General features: G+C 30.2%; 14 protein-coding genes and 1 tRNA gene. 6 read left to right on the top strand and 9 right to left on the bottom strand.

Annotated elements, in window-relative coordinates; genetic code table 11:
- Positions 1-77 precede the first annotated feature (77 nt).
- Complete coding sequence (locus APS56_RS11050; RefSeq protein WP_054728077.1) at positions 78-1316, top strand: alginate lyase family protein; 1239 nt, start codon at positions 78-80, stop codon at positions 1314-1316.
- Between the two features lie 271 nt (positions 1317-1587).
- Here APS56_RS11050 and APS56_RS11045 read toward each other — a convergent pair whose 3' ends face one another.
- Complete coding sequence (locus tag APS56_RS11045) at positions 1588-2700, bottom strand: glycoside hydrolase family protein (protein WP_082379336.1); 1113 nt, start codon at positions 2698-2700, stop codon at positions 1588-1590.
- Positions 2701-2765: 65 nt separating this feature from the next.
- Complete coding sequence (locus APS56_RS11040; protein WP_054728073.1) at positions 2766-3449, bottom strand: hypothetical protein; 684 nt, start codon at positions 3447-3449, stop codon at positions 2766-2768.
- 80 nt (positions 3450-3529) lie between these two features.
- On the opposite strand from APS56_RS11040, the gene APS56_RS11035 reads away from it, so the two are divergent.
- A complete protein-coding gene (locus APS56_RS11035) occupies positions 3530-4450 on the top strand; it encodes an SPFH domain-containing protein (protein ID WP_054728070.1) in 921 nt (306 codons plus the stop codon).
- Positions 4451-4511: 61 nt separating this feature from the next.
- Here APS56_RS11035 and APS56_RS11030 read toward each other — a convergent pair whose 3' ends face one another.
- From APS56_RS11030 to APS56_RS11020, 3 genes are all read right to left on the bottom strand, one after another.
- Positions 4512-5666: a GNAT family N-acetyltransferase gene (locus APS56_RS11030; RefSeq protein ID WP_236778413.1), complete on the bottom strand. Its 1155-nt coding sequence runs from the start codon at positions 5664-5666 to the stop codon at positions 4512-4514.
- Positions 5667-5730: 64 nt separating this feature from the next.
- Entirely contained in the window at positions 5731-6216 is a 486-nt protein-coding gene (locus APS56_RS11025) for a DUF1761 domain-containing protein (protein WP_054728067.1), read from the bottom strand.
- Positions 6217-6342: 126 nt separating this feature from the next.
- Positions 6343-8352, bottom strand: a complete 2010-nt coding sequence (locus tag APS56_RS11020) for a glutamine--tRNA ligase/YqeY domain fusion protein (RefSeq protein ID WP_054728065.1) — start codon at positions 8350-8352, stop codon at positions 6343-6345.
- Between the two features lie 101 nt (positions 8353-8453).
- On the opposite strand from APS56_RS11020, the gene folB reads away from it, so the two are divergent.
- Both folB and APS56_RS11010 read left to right on the top strand, forming a co-directional pair.
- The gene (folB, locus tag APS56_RS11015) at positions 8454-8816 is read left to right on the top strand and encodes a dihydroneopterin aldolase (RefSeq protein ID WP_054728063.1); all 363 of its coding nucleotides are present in this window, start codon (positions 8454-8456) and stop codon (positions 8814-8816) included.
- A gap of 81 nt (positions 8817-8897) precedes the next feature.
- Positions 8898-8968: transfer RNA gene (locus tag APS56_RS11010), tRNA-Cys, on the top strand.
- Between the two features lie 34 nt (positions 8969-9002).
- Here the strand turns inward: APS56_RS11010 and APS56_RS11005 are convergent.
- A complete protein-coding gene (locus tag APS56_RS11005) occupies positions 9003-9683 on the bottom strand; it encodes a LysE family translocator (RefSeq protein ID WP_054728061.1) in 681 nt (226 codons plus the stop codon).
- Positions 9684-10146: 463 nt separating this feature from the next.
- Here APS56_RS11005 and APS56_RS11000 point away from each other — a divergent pair, with 463 nt between their 5' ends.
- Entirely contained in the window at positions 10147-10461 is a 315-nt protein-coding gene (locus tag APS56_RS11000; RefSeq protein WP_054728060.1) for a hypothetical protein, read from the top strand.
- A 147-nt stretch (positions 10462-10608) separates the two neighbouring features.
- Positions 10609-11946, top strand: coding sequence for a sigma-54-dependent transcriptional regulator (locus tag APS56_RS10995; protein ID WP_054728058.1), 1338 nt, complete (start codon positions 10609-10611; stop codon positions 11944-11946).
- Here the strand turns inward: APS56_RS10995 and APS56_RS10990 are convergent.
- The 3 genes from APS56_RS10990 to APS56_RS10980 form a co-directional block, all read right to left on the bottom strand.
- A complete protein-coding gene (locus APS56_RS10990; RefSeq protein WP_054728055.1) occupies positions 11939-14365 on the bottom strand; it encodes an ATP-binding protein in 2427 nt (808 codons plus the stop codon). The two genes, APS56_RS10995 and APS56_RS10990, sit on opposite strands and share 8 nt — an antisense overlap.
- 64 nt (positions 14366-14429) lie before the next feature.
- The gene (locus tag APS56_RS10985; protein WP_054728053.1) at positions 14430-15104 is read right to left on the bottom strand and encodes a head GIN domain-containing protein; all 675 of its coding nucleotides are present in this window, start codon (positions 15102-15104) and stop codon (positions 14430-14432) included.
- A gap of 111 nt (positions 15105-15215) precedes the next feature.
- Positions 15216-17459 carry a ribonuclease R family protein gene (locus APS56_RS10980; protein WP_054728051.1) on the bottom strand — a complete coding sequence of 748 codons (2244 nt, stop codon included), beginning with the start codon at positions 17457-17459 and terminating at the stop codon, positions 15216-15218.
- Between the last annotated feature and the right edge of the window lie 103 nt (positions 17460-17562).

Genomic DNA, 17562 nt, shown 5'->3' with positions numbered 1-17562 from the left:
ACCGCTTTCTTTTTAAGAAGGCTTGCTTTCAATCTCAAAATAATTTAACTTGGAAAACATTTAAAATCATATTTAGGATGAAAGTTGAAAAATTTCTTTGGATCATAATTCTATTTCATTTTTTAAGTATCAAAAGTTTTTCTATTTCTTACATTCAATTTGATTCCATTGCTCTGGCAAACGTTAAGCAAAAACTTCATAATGGAACGGCGGCTGAACGAACCTATTCTGCTTATAAAACACTTATTTCAAAGGCAGATGAACTACTATCTATAAAAAATCCAACGGTAATGGATAAAACCATTATCCCTCCTTCTGGAAATAAACATGACTATTTAAGCATAGGTCGTTATTGGTGGCCAAATCCAGATATTGCTGATGGACTACCATGGATTAGAAAAGATGGGAAAACTAACCCCGATACTCAAACAGATGCTGTAGATAGAAAACGGTTAAGCCTCATGACCAATGCAATAAAGTATTTATGTCTTGCTTATTATTTTTCAGAAAATGAGCAGTATGCAAAAAAAGCCGTTAGTATGATAAAAACTTGGTTTCTTGATGATGAAACACGTATGAATCCACACTTAAAGTTTGCACAAAGTGTACCTGGCTATCCAAACGGAAGACCTTGGGGTATATTAGACGGACGCTCAATCCCCCAAATAATACCGGATGCTATAAACATACTTTCAAATTCTAAATATTGGAATAAAGATCAAAATGCAAGAATGATTAAATGGTTAAATGATTATCTAACTTGGTTAACTGAAAGTGAATTAGGTAAAGCAGAGTTTAAGCAGAAAAACAATCACGGATCTTGGTGTAAATACCAAGTAATATCTTTGGCTTTATATTTGGGTCATAAAACTTTGGCTAAAGAAGTCATTGAATCTACAATGCAAAGTTTAAATGAACAATTGGATCACGAAGGAAAACAAATTCATGAAATTAATCGTACCAAATCATTTTTTTACAGCTGTTTTAACCTTGATGCATTAACACAAATAGCCAATTTAGCAGACAAAATTGGTATTGATATGTGGAACTATAAAACTAAAGATGGTAAAAGCTTGATGCTTGCTGTTAATTATCTTGCGCCTGTTATTAAAGGTGAAGCATGGCCGCAACCTGATATACATGGTATTAATTTGTCCAGTATATTAGCCTCCCTTGTTAGAATGTCTAATCATATTAATTCAAATGAATTAGAACACTTATTGTCTAAAACGATGACTATTCTAATTGAAAAAGAAAAATCAACAGGTATAAAAAATGATAAAATACAAGCGTTAAGCTTAATTGGTGCAATATAAGCACTGGTTAGGCACTGAACCAATTGAATAGCAAAATCTTCAATTTGCAAATAATTACTAAATTGTACCGTTGTATGTATTATTTATTTACTGGTTTGTTTCTCTAATATTCATCTTTTATTCCAATCCTTTCTTTAACGGATTCCAAAAAGGTTTTGTCTTAATTTGTTTGGTGTTCCAGTTTCAGAATTAAATTTTTCTGGATCAAAATTTATATATGGAATGTCCTTTGTCATGCATAAGCTTAAGAAATAGCAATAAAATATTAAATTTAATGCTTCAAAGGAATGACCATATTCCAAGTATTTTCAAATTTCCAAGCTTCAGGTCCGCTTCCAACAGCCGCAAATAAATGTGTGGGCTTGCCATCTTCAATTAAAACAAAAGGTCGTTCAAAATGATTTTGATGTGTTTTAGTTCCATCATCCCATTCAATATGGCGACTATAAGCCTTTACTTGCTCAAATAAGTTCCATTTTACGCCATCTTCAGACCAAACATGGATACCACCACCCTCTTCGCCACAAATTTCTCCAGAACGATCTTTTATAACAGCCTCATAATGGTCTCCTGCCCACCAAATATATGGATCTTCAACATCTATTCTATGATTATCCGGGGTTTCAAAACGAAATACAGGCTCTTCACTTAATCTTTTATACTCTCCTTTTGGACTTGATGCCATAGAAACCCCTAATAATAAAGGAGGCTTTCTATCCACTGAAGATTTATACATTAATAAAATATTTCCCGTTTTTGGATCGACTGCTGGTGCTGGGTTAGAGGTTATAGAAGCATCCCAATGGCCTGGGCGGGGTTCAATTACAGGTTTATCAACACGTTCCCAAGGACCATAAATAGAATCACTAATAGCCAAACCTATACGCTTATTCATCCAAGCCTCATCCCAATTTTCTTTAGGAACACTTGGGTTTTCTTTAGTTGGTTGTGAAAAATCATAGGTCGTTCCAAAGTAATATAAAAGATACTTGTCTTTATATTTAATAATTCTTGGATTGTGAGTACACATACCATCAAAAAATTCTTTACCGCGAACAGGTAATACCACTTCTTCAAACACATATGGGCCAACTGGGGTATCTGCCACAGCACGAACGACTTCAGAATTTGTTACCCAGCAACCAAAACCTACATCTTTAGACCAACGAGAAGCAAACATGTGGTATTTTCCATCTTCACCTTTAATAACCGACGATCCCCAAATCCAATAATTATCATCTCGAAAACCGCCTCCTTTTGGGGCTGGTAAAATAAGATCTATAAAAGCTTTAGGCTGATTATTATCAGCACAAGACATTAACGGCAAAGAGACTAAAGCTGCTGAGCCCATTAAAGTAGTTTCGATAAATGTTCTTCTTTTCATGAGTTTATACTTATTGTTTTGGGGTTATATACTATTTAATCAAATGACTGGGTGATACTAAAATTTTAAAACGAAATGATTGCTCCTAAAACCAACATGCTTTGATTTCCTTTAAATCTCGCATTGCTGCCTAAAGTATCTAAACCTTCTTTTTCAAGCTTATTTAAAATATTAGTAAACCCATAAATATATTGGGCTTTTAGCTTAAAATTTCTAATACCTAATGAAGCTCCTACAGCCCCATTCAAATTAAATTGGGATATATTAGAAATAGCTTCGGCAGCTAAATTTACATAATTTTTGATATAATAACCTTCTTGATTTTTATCTTTTAATTCTAAACTTCCGTTGTATTGCAGCATGGGCCCAACATCAATGGTAAAATAGTCTGGAATCACTTTTACATGTAACAACATAGCTACTTGAGCTGCAAACATTTTGTATTCAATAAAAGCTTCTTCGGTACTTATTAATTCTGGTCTTCCCAAAATTTCAAGATTACTTTCCGAGAGTTGCATACCAAAACTTATATTGTACCAACGCACAGGAATATCAACAATAGCATTTATTCCGCCAACAAACCCATTAGATGTTTTGGTTATAAAATTATCAGTAACAATATCAAATGTTGTAATACCCCCAGTAACTCCAAAACTATTAGAAATTCTATAGTTTCCTTTTTGTGCATAGCTTATTGTAACAAAACATATGCTTATAGCTACTAATAGTATGAGATGAGTTTTTTTCATAGTATCTTTAGGGTTATATGAGCAAATATAACTTAATTTAGTCATTCATATTTTTTAATCATTTTTAAACCAATTATATCATGAGCTTCTTTTTTCCTGTTTTAATTTTTATTGGGGTTATTGTTTTAATCTCTTCATTTTTTGTTGTTAAACAACAAACAGCCGCTATTATAGAACGCTTTGGAAAATTTCAAAGTATTCGCCATTCTGGATTACAACTTAAAATACCAGTAGTTGATAAAGTTGCTGGCCGATTAAGCCTAAAAATCCAACAATTAGATGTTTTAATTGAAACCAAAACCCTTGACGATGTTTTTGTTAAATTAAAAGTATCTGTACAATACAGAGTATTAAGTCAAAAAGTATACGATGCTTTTTATAAACTTGATTATCCACACGAACAAATAACCAGCTATGTATTTGATGTAGTACGTGCCGAAGTGCCAAAAATGAAATTGGATGATGTTTTTGTTAAAAAAGATGACATTGCATTAGCTGTAAAATCTGAATTAAATGATGCCATGCTTGATTATGGGTTTGATATTATTAAAACTTTGGTAACAGATATTGATCCCGATCCACAGGTAAAAGCAGCTATGAATAGAATTAATGCTTCTGATAGAGAAAAAACAGCTGCACAATATGAAGGTGATGCCGCACGTATTTTAATAGTTGAAAAGGCTAAGGCTGAAGCAGAAAGCAAACGTTTACAAGGTCAGGGTATCGCAGACCAGCGTCGCGAAATTGCTCGCGGTTTAGAAGAGTCTGTATTAGTATTAAATAAAGTTGGTATAAACTCACAAGAAGCATCTGCTCTAATTGTTGTTACACAACATTACGATACACTTCAATCTGTTGGTCAAAGTACTAATAGTAATTTAATTTTAATGCCTAATTCACCTCAAGCAGGTAGTAATATGCTTAATGAAATGCTTGCGAGTTTTACTGCTAGTAATCAAATTGGTGAAGCTATGAAAGAAGCTAAAGCTAAAAAAAATTAAATTAAATTTTTTATTTTATTGTTTAACCTCACAGGTTTGAAAACCTGTGAGGTTTTACTTTTTATAAAAAAGGATGTCTTTCTACCCAATCTTGTTTTGGGTTCATTAAACTAAAAATTTGTTTTAAAATAACGTTAATAAACCCATTAGTATGCTTTAAATAAATAACCATTGCTTTTGGTTTTGCTCCAACAGAACTTTTAATTTCCATAGCTGTTCGAGCATAGATAACCTGGGTAAAACCATGTTCTATAGCAAATTCTGTCATATTATAAAGCATATTTAAATACAATTGATTTGGGATTTGATGCTCAATATCATAGCCTAAAAAATAGGTTTCTAAACTTTTGTTATTTAAAATTAATGTATAAAAACCAATCAACTTATCTTCTAAATAATAACCAAAAACTTTAAATTTATCTTGTAGCTGAAGTTTTAAACTATAAAAATGATTTTCGGGCAATATAAACGTGTTGAATGTTGCATTATCAGATACATTTAAATAAAGACTATGGAGCTTTTTAGACCTTTTTTGAATGGTATTTAAATCTAATTCCTTGCATACTATACTGTTTAAGTTTTTCCTTGCACGCTTATATCTATCTCGGTATTTTTTATTTAAACAGGCTTTATAGTCTTCTTTTTTTAACCAATCAGGTTGTATTGGTAAAACCATATTGGGTTGAACCATTACACGATGTATTTTATGCGAATCTAAAAAAGCTCTTTCTTTATCAATACTGTCATCAATAAAAAAATCTTTTAACATTAACACTCGAATTTTTTTATTCTCATTTAATTTAATATTAGCTTTTATTGTATTTATAGCTTCATAAATTAGCTTTAAAAAATCTAACTGAGCTATTGCTTCCTTTTGATAAAATAAGCCGTGTTGCCCCGTATGCGTTAAATTACCAATAACCAAAATATTGCCTTTTAATACTTTTGATACTTGGTCTTTAAAAAAATCTTTTATACAAGAAACCGCATGGTTTCTAAACATATCTTTTAAATATAATTGCACCCGTTGTATTAAGGCCAATCCTACTAATTTATCCTCTACAAACACTCCTATATAAAAAAGCTGAATGTTTATGGGTAAAGCTTCTTCTATAGCCTGCAAATATTTTGTTTGTAAAAAAATATCGTGTATAACCAAACTATCCCATGTGTTTGGTAAATCTTTGTAAGAAGAATAAATAATATATGTTTTCAATAGAAAAGAAAAGACCGAAGTTAAATACCTCAGTCTTTATTTATGTTAAAAGTTTACAAAAAGATTATTTCCAACCACAAATAATTGCTCCCATAACCGCTAAGGTTACAATCCAATAACCCGCGTTAATAAAAATGTATTTAGCACTTTTACGTTCAAACAACGCATTAATTCCAATAATAGGAAGGGCAATAAAAACACCCGTTAACACACCATGGAACGCACCATGTTTAAAAGTTCTAAAAGCATCTCCATAATCCACTAATAAGGCTTCATAAGACGGTAAAGCTACAGAGGAGTCACCACCAACAAGACTCATAACTCCCATTTGATGGATTACAATACCTGGAAGCGCTATTGATAGTAAAAAAGAAAATAAAAAAGATAAGCCGAAAATCTTAGCCATATTACCACTTTTTATTTTTTCATCTGTCATACCTGAAGCTTGCATCCATGCATTACCAAATGTTTTTGGGTTGTACCAAATAAAGCCAACAACCATGGCTGATACAGCTGCAACAAACATTGCAACGGGGTTAAAATATTCCATAAATATAGTTTTTTGTTAGTATCTAAATATAGATAAAAATATGTTAACCCATTAATTTTTAATTTTTTACAAAAAAACACCTTACAAGTTTTAAAACCTGTAAGGTCAAAATTTACATAAATATTTTTATGATAATTGTGCAGCTTCTGCTACCAATAATTCATTTTTATCTTCTAAGGCTTTATTTATGAAACCTTTAATATCTTCATTGGAATTCAATCCATTTTTAATCAATACCCCTAAAGTTATCATAACTGCTATGCGAGTTCCTACCTTTTTAACAGCCGTATTAAAAAGTGGCTGCAAGTCGTTGTAACTCACTTCTTTTGCAAGTTCTTGAATATCTGCCTTTGCCTTTTGTTGTTTAACCTCTGGCAAATTAGTGTACTTTTTACCTAATTGCTGAATTACATCAATAGCTTTACGCTTGGATTGTTGATTATTATTTTTTCGTTGAGCAGGCTTCTTGCTATTTTCTAAATTAGAACTTTTTTGCTTGGCCCAAGAATCACGTAAACCAACAGTTTTATTAAATACCAATTTTTCAGCAGAGGAATCATCATCCACATTAAAATACCCCAATCGTTGAAACTGAAACCTATCCCCTATTTTAGCATCCGTTAAACTTGGTTCTACAAAAGCTTCAATAATTTTTAATGAATCTGGATTTATAAATTCCATAAAACTTTTGTCTTGATGACTATCAGGAGCTTCATCCATAAATAATCTGTCATATTCTCTAACTTCGGCTTTAACCGCATGTTTTATAGATACCCAATGTAAAGTACCTTTAACTCTTTTTGAAGTATCTTCTGAATAAGTACAATGGATTTCTAAAATGTTATCATTTACATCTTTAACAACACTTTCTGCTTTTATTATATAGGCATTTTTAAGACGCACTTCGCCTCCTAATTTCAGTCTAAAAAACTTATTACCAGCTTGTTCTTTAAAGTCTTCTTTTTCAATATACAATTCTCTAGAAAACGGCACTTTTCTAAAACCAGCACTATCATCTTCTTGATTATTTTCAGCCTCTAACCATTCTTCTTTTTCCTTGGGATAATTGGTAATAATTAATTTTACAGGATCTAAAACAGCCATAACTCTTGGTGCCGTTTTATTTAAATCCTCACGGACACAAAATTCTAATAATGATACATCAATAACGTTTTCACGTTTAGCAACACCAACGGTTTCAACAAATTTTCTTAAAGATGCCGGTGTATAACCACGTCGACGCAAACCTGAAACGGTAGGCATTCTAGGATCATCCCACCCATTTACAATCTTATCTTCTACCAATTGAAGCAACTTACGTTTGCTCATAATGGTATAACTTAAATTTAATCGTGCGAACTCACGTTGTTTAGGTCGTAACTTATTACTATCAACTACTTGGTCTAAAAACCAATCATAAAGTTCTCTATGAGGTTTAAACTCCAATGAACATAAAGAATGTGAAACCTGCTCAATATAATCACTCTCACCATGTGTCCAGTCATACATTGGATATATACACCAATGGTTGGCTGTTCTGTGATGATGTTTTTTCATAACGCGGTACATGATAGGATCACGCATCAACATATTGGGATGTTGCATATCTATTTTTGCACGTAAAATATGTTCCCCTTCATTAAATTCGCCTGATTTCATTCTTTCAAATAAATCAAGATTTTCTGCCACACTCCTATCTCTAAAAGGCCCATCAACACCTGGTTGCGTTGGAGTGCCTTTTTGTTCTGCCATTGCTTCACTAGATTGTGAATCAACATAGGCTTTTCCTTCTTTTATAAATTGTATAGCCCAATCATAAAGTTGTTGAAAATAATCTGAAGAATACAACTCTTTATCCCAAGTATACCCTAACCAAGCCACATCTTTCTTTATAGAATCTACATATTCTTGTTCTTCTTTTGCTGGGTTTGTATCATCAAAACGTAAATTTACAGGCGCATTGTATTTTTCTCCTAAACCAAAACTAATACCAATAGCTTTGGTATGACCAATATGTAAATAGCCATTTGGCTCTGGTGGAAAACGAAAGCGTAGTTTATTAACAGACATTCCATTAGCCAAATCTTCTTCTATAATTTGCTCTAAAAAATTGAGTGATTTATTTTCTTCAGACATAAAATTTTTTACTAGTGAACCAATTGTATGAGTTTAACTTTAAAATTAAACCAAAACATTGCACAAAATTAGGTAATTTTGATGACTTAAAATGATTATGTATGGGAATTATAAAAGTTGAAAACATTAGAGTTTTTGCCTATCATGGGTGTTTGAAAGAAGAAACAAAAATTGGTAGCGATTACCGTGTTGATTTAAAAATAAAAGCCAATTTACAAACTTCTTCTATATCTGATAAGCTCAATGATACTGTGGATTACGTGTTTTTAAATCGCGTTATAAAAGATGAAATGGCAATCCCATCATACTTATTAGAAACAGTAGCTAAACGTATTTTAAATCGGATATTTAAAGAAGATGCTAAAGTAAAAAAAGCAAGCGTTTCAATAAGCAAACTAAACCCTCCTATTGGTGGTGATGTAGCTAAGGTGACTATAAAAATGTCTGATAAACGTAAAAAGTAAATTTATGTGTGAGAAACACTAATTTTTTTTTACATTTGCATTCCTAAATAGAAATTCTTATTCTTTTTATTTTAGGATTATGGTGTCGTGGCCGAGTGGCTAGGCTCAGCTCTGCAAAAGCTGCTACAGCGGTTCGAATCCGCTCGACACCTCAAAAAAAGAGATACTTTTTTAGTATCTCTTTTTTTAATTTTTATATTGAAGCTGTTCCCACTTTTCTTGAATTTTTTCTTTTTCATTTGGAAAAAAACCTTGAACTAAAAGCAATACCCCAAAGCCTAAAATAACTAAAGCTATTATTTTTTTTGTTTTAAAAATACGACGAGGAGTCAGTTTACTTTTTAATTTTTTTGCAATCAATATTTTTACTAAATCCACTAAAAAATAAACAATCAATATGGTACTTAAAAATATGATGATACCATCTTCTGAACTTGTTAAAGAAGATCCTAAAACAATGAATGCTACCCAGCCTAAAAGCACTCCAATGTTTATAAAGTTTAATAAAAAACCTTTAACAAAGAGCTGCCCATAATTTTTTTTAAATTCTACTTTATGATATTCTTTAACAATTGACCGAAAGGATTTTGATGTTTTAACAAATGAAATAATACCATATGCAATCAATAAAACACCCCCAAAAACCAAAAACCCAGGTTCGTCCTTTATATTTTCAAGCAATTTATTGGTACTAAAAAAAGCCACAATAATAAATAGAATATCAGCAAACATAACACCACAATCAAAAATCAAAGCACTTCTAACCCCTTTAGTAGCACTGGTTTCTAGTAAAACAAAAAAAACCGGTCCAATAGTAAAGGCTAAAATTATTCCAAAAGGAATGGCTGCTAAAATATCATCAAACATTTTGTGAAGGTGTATTTACACAAAGTAAAGAAATAAATGCCTAAACAAAAAAGTTGATTATATAAATAAAAAAACCTCTTTTATACCAACACAATCTTCTTAATTAAATCATAGATTTAATATTTGGATACACCAATATCTACTTTTTAATATGCCGCAGTTTTCTTCTATTTTAAAATTCTTGATCTATGAAATATATTAGTTGACTTAGATTTAGAAAATTAGTATATAAAATATTTAATATTAGCTTATAAATGTTTAAATGCGTGTAATGTTTACACACATTCTTAATTTTTTACACACTTATTATACGCTATTTGGTTACTCATAAAAATGTAAAAAAACATAAATACCTAACAATTAGTTATTTATAATTAATTGTTTAATAACCATAATTCGTGGCATATTTATTTCTCTATAGTTAATCGTAAAACATTTATAAATAATTTAAATTTTAAAAATCATGAAAAAATTAATTTTAGCAGTAGCTATAGTAGCAAGTGGAGTATCAACTTTTGCATTATCAAACAACATTATTAATAACAACGAAGCTGTTGTAGTGGTAGTGAATGAAAAATTTACTGAAATAGCAGTAGATAAATTACCAACAGCAATTACAGATGCTGTAGCTAAAGATTTTGCTTCTGCAACAATTAGTAAAGCTTATGTAAATAGCAGTGAACAATATATGCTAACACTTAGTGTAGAAGGATCTGAAAGTACTGTTTACGCTGACAAAGAAGGAAACTGGATTGAAGAAGCTGATGTTGTAAAATAAAACATCTGGATATTTTAAATAATATCGAAACTTAATTCTTTTTGTAAAAAAAAGACGTTTTTAAATTAAAAACGTCTTTTTTTTATGATTTATTTAAATGTAAAAACCGCTTTATCTTAATATTTTTGTTAAACAAACATTCATTATATGAAACATATTCTACTGGTTGAAGATGATATTGCTTTTTCAGAAATGTTAAAGCATTTTCTTGAACGTCATCAACACAAAGTAGATGTATGCTATACCATACAAAACGCTTCTTCACATATAAAAAAGCAAAAATATGATTTGGTATTTACAGATTTACGCCTTCCTGATGGAGATGGTATTGCTTTTTTAAGAGACATTAAACTAGAAATACCCCAACTGCCTGTGGTTTTAATGACCAGTTATGCAGAAGTATCTACGGCAGTACAAGCTATGAAGCAAGGCGCTTTTGATTATATATCAAAACCGTTTAATCCTAGTGAAGTTCTTGAGGTTATAAACAATGCTTTAATAGAAAAAAAGACAGAGATTGCAATTACTACTGAAACACCTAAAAACAATAATACACATTCAAATACTGAATTTATTGAAGGTATAAGTGCAGCATCAAAAGCACTTAACGATTATATAAAATTGGTGGCACCTACTAACATGTCTGTATTAATTAATGGTGAAAGTGGTACAGGTAAGGAAGTAGTTGCAAAAAGTATTCATTTGAAAAGTTCTAGAACAGACAGGCCATTTGTAGCTGTAGATTGTGGTGCTATACCAAAAGAAATAGCGTCTAGTGAGTTTTTTGGACATAAAAAAGGGTCGTTTACTGGTGCTACAGAAGATAAAATTGGCCATTTTGAAGCAGCTAATACCGGAACCCTTTTTTTAGATGAAGTAGGTAATTTAACCTATGAAAATCAAATACAATTATTAAGAGCTTTACAGGAAAGAAAAATAAAACCAGTAGGTAGCAACAATGAAATTAATGTGGATATTAGATTAATTACTGCTACAAATGAAGATTTGTTACTTGCTGTTGAAAACGGTGATTTTCGTGAAGACTTATACCATCGTTTAAACGAATTTTCAATAAAAGTTCCTAACTTAAAGGATAGAAATGATGATTTTATTTTATATGCCGATTTTTTTCTGAATAATGCTAACAAACAACTTAATAAATCAGTTGTTGGGTTTTCAAAAGAAGTTCTATCTGTTTTTCAAAATTATCAATGGCCTGGTAATTTAAGAGAACTTTCTAATGTTATAAAGCGAGCTACATTATTAACAACTACCGAAATTATAGATGTTGATGTGTTACCAAACGAATTAACTCAAAATAAAAACCAATCTATACCAAATAAATTTTCTACAAAAGAAAATGAAAAGTCGCTAATTATAAACGCTTTAAAAGAGGTTGGTAATAATAAAACGCATGCTGCGAAATTATTAAATATTACTAGAAAAACCCTTTATAATAAAATGAAGGAATATGAAATTAATTAAGATACTCTTCTAAGGAGCCAATAAAATTATTTAACTCATTATTGAAAATATTAAAAATCTCGTCATCTATTCTATGTGTAGTTTCAAAAATTTCTAAGTAAGGTATTATTTTTTTTACCTCAAGAAGCTTAAACATATTAAGCATTTTATGGCTTAAGCTATTAAAAATTTGTATATTTTTTGTTTTAGTAGCTTCTATTAAAAGTGTTTGATTGTTTTTAGTATCACTTAAAAATGTATGTAATGTTTTATTTATTGCTGCTGTGTCATTATTTAAAAAAACGCTTAAAGGCTGAATGTTAAATCCTTCTGATTCTTTAATTTTATTACTCGTAGTTCCTTTGCTTATTTTTGGTAATTCAGCACCAAAAAACTGCTGCAAAAGGTTTTGAATCATAGCTGTATCAAAAGGTTTCATTAATACTTCCGAAAAACCACTATTAATATAATCTTCTTTAGTCATATTAACGCGACCTGTCATAGCTATAATAGGTTGGTTTTTGTATGATTTATGATTTTTTAGAATTTCCATAAAATGAATACCATTCATTTTTGGAAGTTGAATATCTGTTAAAACAATATCATAAACCATATTATCAATATTTTCTAAAACGGTTTGAGCATTGCCATATACTTGAGCTTTTATACCATATTGCTTTAAAATATCTTTAATAAGTTGTTGTAACGCAACATCGTCTTCAATTATTAAGGCATTTAAATTAAAAACAGCATCTGTTATAGGGGGTTCTGTACAGTTTAATGGCTTATTAGAAAGCTTGATAGGTATTTTTAAACTGAACATACTTCCTTTATTTAATTCACTCTCTAAAGTAAGCTCTCCACCTAATAAATTTACTAAGTTTTTTGAAATAGTCAATCCTAGTCCAAACCCTATTTTTTTAGTTTCAGTGGGAGTTTCTGCTTGTGTAAAAGCCTTAAAAATAGTTTCTTTTTGATGATTGCTTATACCTATTCCAGTATCTTCTACTGAAATTTCTAAGCTCTGTTTATCACCTATTTTTTTTAATAAACTGGTTATAGTTATTGTACCTTCATTCGTAAATTTATAAGCATTTATAATTAAATTATATAAAATTTGCTTCATTCTAAATGGATCGCTAATTATAAGATGTTTGATAGATTGATCATGTCTTACAATAAAATTTATAGGTTTATCTTCAACAATATTTTTAACATTTTGAATGATATCATTTATTAATTTTTCTAAATTAAAAGGAATGGATTCTATAACAATATTACCATTTTCAAGTTTTGAAAATTCTAAAAGATCATCCACTAATTGAGCCATATAAGCAGAAGCATTACGAATATGTTCTATATAATTTTTATCTTTGGATGATTGCGATGTTTTTTGAAGCAACTCACTAAACCCTGAAATAGTATTTAGTGGTGTTCTTAAATCATGGCTTACCATAGAAATTAATTGTTCCCTACTTTTTAAAAGTGAGGATGTAGTTTCATTTGCTAATTCTAATTGTTTTCGGTAACGTTGGGTTTTCCAAAAATCACTTAAAATAATAATCGAAAACACAATAATAATAATAAAACTTATACCTGCAGCAAGTAGAATAATTTTTTTACTTTGATTTAAAGTTACTTCTCGTTGTTTATTCATATTACTAGCATAGCTAATAATATCATTTTCTAAATCACTTAAAAGTTCTTGCAGTTTTCTAGAAATTGTTAAATCATTTTCAATAAGTTCACGTTCTTTTTTTTGCAATGACAAACGTTGATTGTTAGTTTCTTTTTGAACATTTTTAAGCATGTTTCTAGAAATAGATAATAGAGAATCTATTTGCTTTTGACCAATGCTATTAATTGAATCTTGAGGATTGTACTTATTAAGTATTCTAACATATTCCTCAAATTTTATACGTGTTTTAGCATCTAAGCTATTAGGATTTTTAACTAAATCTGCAATGGTTACCTTACCTAAAAGTGAATCTATAGAACTTAATTTATTGATAGCTTTATTAATAGATGCAACAGAATTATCATTACTTTTTAAACTTTTTAAATCTGTAATGTTTTTAAGTTTTTTATCAATAATTAACTTTATACTATCTAATATAAATACTTGAGAAGTATTTGAAACTATACTTTGAAGGGTATCAATTTTAAATATAAGTTTTTCATTTTCACTAAGATATTCATTAAATCTAATGGTTGAATTTAACTGAATAGCAGCTCGTGCTATACTTTCATTTTTATAAATATCTGCAATTAAACTGCTTGTTTTTACAATGGTATTTCTATCTGAAATATCTTGTTTTTTTAATTGTGTAAACGTTTTAATTTCTGAAAGCACTAAAAATCCAGAGATAGTAGCTAAAATACCTAAAATGATATAGCCAACTAAAACCTTTAAGGTTATTCTATGTTTTGATTGCTCCATAACTAACCATTACTTATAATTTAATTGAAAGGAAAGATGGCTATATTATTAACTTAAACTACTTTTAATCTATATATGTAACTCGGCCCCCTAAAACACGGCTTTCGTTAACAGATTGTGGCTTGCCATAAATATATACATTACCACCAGCTTTTATTTTTATATCTGCCTGTTTCGTTGCTTTAATATGGGCTTCGCCAGCTGCTTTAATATCTACCTCTGTATTTTCTGTGTCAAGAAATTCACCATTGTAAACGCCACCGGTTAATAATGAAATACTTTGTTTTTTTGCTTTTCCTTTTGCTTTAATTTGTCCTCCAGTAACGGATTTAATAGAGGCAAAAGTAACATCAACATCAACAATAATGCTTGCGCCTTCTTGTGCTTTTAATGCTATTTCAAATTGTTGAATTACATCATTAGATGTAACCTTTGAACCTTCATTTACATCAATAATATCAACAGATTTATAGTATAAAATAACCTTGGTTTTAGCACCATCAAAAGCTTCTTCAAGATTCATTTTTATTTTTAATATACCATTTTTGTTATTGATTTGTACATCTTCGGTATTTTCTCCATTGATAACAACTTTGTTTTCATTAGATTTTACTAATTCAACATTAATTAAATCATAAACTTTTAATTCATTAAAATCTCCAATTGATCTTTCAACTGAATTTTGTGCACATACTACTATTGATACTAAAAATATAAAGCTTGTTATTAATCGTTTCATATTACTTATTTTTTTATTTAAACGTTAAGTAATCAATAATTATTCCATAATATATTGATTATTTTTTCCATTAAAAATAGGTTTTGTTGTCATCTATTTTTAGGAATAACGTTAGTTTTCTGGTTTTCCTATTAAATTAAAGTCTAAATGCTTTTTAACTAAATCAGTGTTTTTAACTTTTACTATAACTTCATCACCCAACTGATATACCATACCATTATTTCTCCCAACCATGGCATATTGATCTTGGTCAAAGGCATAATGATCATCTTTCATATCTCGTATGCTAACCATACCTTCACATTTGTTAGAAATTATTTCAACATAAATACCCCAGTCGGTAACACCTGAAATAACGCCTACAAACTGTTCATCTTTATGATCCTCCATAAATTTTATTTGCATGTATTTTATAGAGTCACGCTCTGCTTTTGTTGCTAAATTTTCCATATTACTAGAATGATTGCATTTTTCTTCAAAAGCGTCTTCACTAACCGATTTTCCACCATCTAAATAGTGTTGTAAAAGCCGATGTGCAATAACATCTGGATACCTACGAATAGGAGAGGTAAAGTGGCTATAATAATCAAATGCCAATCCATAATGACCAATATTATGTGTAGAATATTCTGCCTTACTCATACTTCTAATAGTTAAGGTATCTACCAAATTTTGCTCCTTTTTACCATTCACTTCTTTAAGTAAATAATTAAGTGAAGCCGATGTGGTTTTACGGTCTTTAAAATTTAATTTATAACCAAATTTTGAAACAATACCTTGTAAATTAGCTAATTTGCTATCGTCTGGTTCATCGTGAGTACGATAAATAAACGTACGTTTTGGCTCCTTTTTACCAACAAATTCCGATACTTTTCGGTTTGCTAATAGCATAAATTCTTCAATAAGTTTATTAGCATCTTTGCTGGTTTTAAAGAATACACCTATTGGATTTGCATGTTCATCTAAATTAAATTTCACTTCTACTTTATCAAAAGAAATTGCGCCAGAACTCATACGTTTTGCACGCATTTTTTTAGCAAGTTCATCCATTTTTAAAATAGCTTGAGCTACTTCTGGAGTTGTATTGTATTCTGTTCCGGTTAAAGAAACTTCAGATGGAATTTGAGTGTTTATTTGTTTTATATTTTTAAGTACTTCAGTAATACTTAATGTAACATTATTTTCAATGATAGCTTGTGCTTCTTCATATGCGAAACGAGTGTCAGAGTAGGTTACGGTTCTGCCGTACCACTCATTTTTAATTTCGCATTTATCATTCATTTGAAAGACTGCAGAAAAGGTTAATTTTTCTTCATTAGGACGTAATGAACAAGCGTTATTTGATAATACTTCTGGTAGCATAGGCACAACACGGTCTACTAAATAAACCGAAGTAGCACGCTCATAAGCTTCGTCATCCAACACCGTACCTTCTTGTAAATAATGAGAAACATCAGCAATATGAATTCCTATTTCGTATAAGCCATTATCTAAAATTTTAAATGATAAGGCATCATCAAAATCTTTAGCGTCTTTAGGGTCTATGGTAAAGGTTAAATCCTGACGCATATCACGGCGTTTTGCAATTTCTTCTTTAGTAATAGACGTATCAATCTTATTAGCAAAATCTTCTACTTCATGAGGGAACTCATAAGGTAAACCATATTCAGCTAAAATGGCATGTATTTCGGTATTATGTTCACCTGGTTTTCCAAGTACTTTTATCACGGTACCATATGGAGAATCGGCTTTTTCTGGCCAATCTTCAAGTTTTACTAAAACTTTATCGCCATCCTCAGCTTTGTTAATTTTATTAATCGGTACAAAAATATCTTTGTACATTTTATTACCATCACATACTACAAAGGCAAAATTCTTTTTCTCTTGAATTTGAATAACTCCAACATACTCGCTTTTTTCTCGCTTTAAAATTTGAGTTATTTCACCTTCCAATTTACCTCTATGGCGTCTCTTATAAACATAAAACTCAACCTCATCACCATTTAAGGCTTTATTAATATTATTCGATGCAATAAAAACATCATCTTCAAATTCATCACAAATAACATAGCCATTGCCTTTGGCAGCTAAATCTAATTTTCCTGTGTAATATTCGGTGTTTATAACAGCTTTAAACTTACCGCGTTCTACTTCTTCAATTTCTTGTTTGCCTTGTAAATCGCGTAATTTTTTTATGATTTGATTTCTGCTACTGGCATCGTTAACACCAAGTTTAGCAGCTATTTGTTTATAGTTGAAGCTTTGGTTTCTTTCTTTTTTTAAAATACTTAAGATTGTATTTGTAAGGTTGGAAATTCCTTTTTTTTTGGATTTCCCTTTTCTTTTTCTTGTCATGTAATTTTTGTAATCTATTGAATTCCTAAAGTTAATTGAAATTCGGTTATTTATAGCGTTGTCAGTGGAGAAGTTGCGCTATTTGTTTTGACAAAGCTACAAT

This window comes from Pseudalgibacter alginicilyticus, assembly GCF_001310225.1.
GTDB classification, from domain to species: Bacteria; Bacteroidota; Bacteroidia; order Flavobacteriales; family Flavobacteriaceae; genus Pseudalgibacter; species Pseudalgibacter alginicilyticus.
This window is presented reverse-complemented; position numbering and strand designations above follow the sequence as displayed.

Coding starts and splice junctions, on each gene's coding strand:
- APS56_RS11050 (WP_054728077.1), top strand. CDS start 78: ATGAAAGTTGAAAAATTTCTTTGGATCATAATTCTATTTCATTTTTTA.
- APS56_RS11045 (WP_082379336.1), bottom strand. CDS start 2,700: ATGAAAAGAAGAACATTTATCGAAACTACTTTAATGGGCTCAGCAGCT.
- APS56_RS11040 (WP_054728073.1), bottom strand. CDS start 3,449: ATGAAAAAAACTCATCTCATACTATTAGTAGCTATAAGCATATGTTTT.
- APS56_RS11035 (WP_054728070.1), top strand. CDS start 3,530: ATGAGCTTCTTTTTTCCTGTTTTAATTTTTATTGGGGTTATTGTTTTA.
- APS56_RS11025 (WP_054728067.1), bottom strand. CDS start 6,216: ATGGAATATTTTAACCCCGTTGCAATGTTTGTTGCAGCTGTATCAGCC.
- APS56_RS11020 (WP_054728065.1), bottom strand. CDS start 8,352: ATGTCTGAAGAAAATAAATCACTCAATTTTTTAGAGCAAATTATAGAA.
- folB (WP_054728063.1), top strand. CDS start 8,454: ATGGGAATTATAAAAGTTGAAAACATTAGAGTTTTTGCCTATCATGGG.
- APS56_RS11005 (WP_054728061.1), bottom strand. CDS start 9,683: ATGTTTGATGATATTTTAGCAGCCATTCCTTTTGGAATAATTTTAGCC.
- APS56_RS11000 (WP_054728060.1), top strand. CDS start 10,147: ATGAAAAAATTAATTTTAGCAGTAGCTATAGTAGCAAGTGGAGTATCA.
- APS56_RS10995 (WP_054728058.1), top strand. CDS start 10,609: ATGAAACATATTCTACTGGTTGAAGATGATATTGCTTTTTCAGAAATG.
- APS56_RS10990 (WP_054728055.1), bottom strand. CDS start 14,365: ATGGAGCAATCAAAACATAGAATAACCTTAAAGGTTTTAGTTGGCTAT.
- APS56_RS10985 (WP_054728053.1), bottom strand. CDS start 15,104: ATGAAACGATTAATAACAAGCTTTATATTTTTAGTATCAATAGTAGTA.
- APS56_RS10980 (WP_054728051.1), bottom strand. CDS start 17,459: ATGACAAGAAAAAGAAAAGGGAAATCCAAAAAAAAAGGAATTTCCAAC.